The sequence below is a fragment of the Actinomycetospora sp. genome, from assembly GCF_055612215.1.
The window spans coordinates 1-1,634 of the sequence record NZ_JBVPVA010001009.1 but is presented as its reverse complement, the minus strand read 5'-3'; the positions used below and the strand labels follow the sequence as shown (position 1 = coordinate 1,634).

General features: G+C 75.8%; 1 protein-coding gene. It reads right to left on the bottom strand.

Annotation, left to right across the window (positions count from 1 at the left end; all coding sequences use genetic code 11):
• Positions 1–116 precede the first annotated feature (116 nt).
• On the bottom strand, positions 117–1,508 hold the full coding sequence (locus AC0CYZ_RS27365) for an MmgE/PrpD family protein (RefSeq protein ID WP_472221251.1): 1,392 nt from the start codon (positions 1,506–1,508) through the stop codon (positions 117–119).
• Between the last annotated feature and the right edge of the window lie 126 nt (positions 1,509–1,634).

Sequence of the window (1,634 nt, the reverse complement as noted above, 5' to 3'; positions counted from 1 at the left end):
CGAGGCCCTCGTCGCGGGCGAGCCGCACGAGGGCCAGCTGCTCGTCGAGGACGGCGACCGGGTCCTGCGACGGGAGCCGCTGGTGGGTCAGGTGGAGCCCGACCCGCACCGGCCCCTCAGCCACGGCACGTCTCGGCGAAGTCCCGGGCCGGGGTGTCGTCGCCGAGCCCGAGGACCGCGGTCCGCACCCGCTCGGCGGTGGCCGCGTCGGCCACGGTGCCGATGGTCCCCGCGAACTTCGCCGCGATCTCGGCGTTCGACAGCGGGCGCTCGTCGTGCCCGCGGTTGACCTGCTCGCGTCGCGAGATCCGGCGCCCGTCGGTCAGCTCGAGCTCGACGTACCCCGAGTACGCGCGCGGGAACGCACCCTCGTGGTCCTCGACGACCTCGACGCGGCGGGCCAGCTGCAGGGTCGCCGGGTCGCGCAGGGCGTCGTCGGCGAGCTCGGCGAGCCCGAACCGCCCGCGGCGCAGCACGGTGGCGACGACGTAGGGGAGGCTGAACTTGGCGTCGTACTCGTCGCGCGGCTCCCACTTGTTCGCCGCCGGCTCGCAGACCACCTTGCCCGGCACCGGGTGGATCGCGCACCGGATCGAGACGACGTCGTCGGCGGTCAGCCCGTGCTCCGCGCGCAGGGCCAACGCGGCGTCGGCGAAGGCGTGCACGAAGTGGCAGATCGGATAGGGCTTCACCGCGGTGCGCAGGAGCTCCCAGCGCTCCCCCAGCCCGTCCGCGACGGCCGACGGCTCGGCCGGCCGCCCCTGCAGGTGAGTGGCGTAGAGCCCGAACCGGCCCTCGTACACCGCCGCCGGCCCGCTCCAGCCCTGCTCGGCGAACGCCGCCGCGGTCATCCCCGAGCTCGCTGCCCACCCGGGGTGCAGCCGCTTGGTCCACGACCCGTCCTCGAGGAACTCGAGCAGCCCGGCCGACATCGACCCGGCGATGCCCTGCGCCGCGGTCAGACCCGCCGCGTCGAGACCCCACAGCTTCCCCGCGGCGACCGCGGCCCCGAACACCCCGGCGACGGCGGTCGGGTGGAACCCGACGTCGTGGAACCCGCCCGCGCCGCCCAGCCCGACCCGCGCCGAGATCTCGACGCCGAGGACGTAGGCCAGCAGCAGGTCGCGCGTCGTCGCGCCGGCCGTCGTCGCCGCCGAGATCGCCGCCGGCGGGGCCGCGGCCGACACGTGGGTGACCGCCGGGATGTGGGTGTCGTCGCAGTCCATGCCGTGCACGAGGACGCCGTTGAGGGTCGCGGCGTCGCGCGGGGCGAGCCGGTCGGGCAGGCCCAGCACCGGGTGCTCCCCGGCGCCGAGGCGACCGAGGGCGTCCCGGGCCTTCGCCGGGAAGGCGTATGCGGTGGAGGCGAACGCGAGCCCGACGGCGTCGAGCACCAGGTACCGGGCCCGCTCGAGGACCTCCGCCGGCACGTCCCCGGGCCGGGCGCGGGCCACGAACTCCCCGACGGCGGCCGCGAGCGAGGTCCGCGGCGGGCTGTCGATCGTCATGCGACATCTCCTTCGCCAGTCGTGCTCGGATCCCGTCGCCCTGGCGGCGGGGTCCGTTCCCGTAGGGGTCAGCCCAGGAGCGGCTTCACCTTGGTGCCGAAGTCGTGCACGCCCTGCTCGAAGTCG

Excerpts from the sequence above, each read along its gene's own strand:
- AC0CYZ_RS27365 (WP_472221251.1), bottom strand. The coding sequence starts at position 1,508 with ATGACGATCGACAGCCCGCCGCGGACCTCGCTCGCGGCCGCCGTCGGG.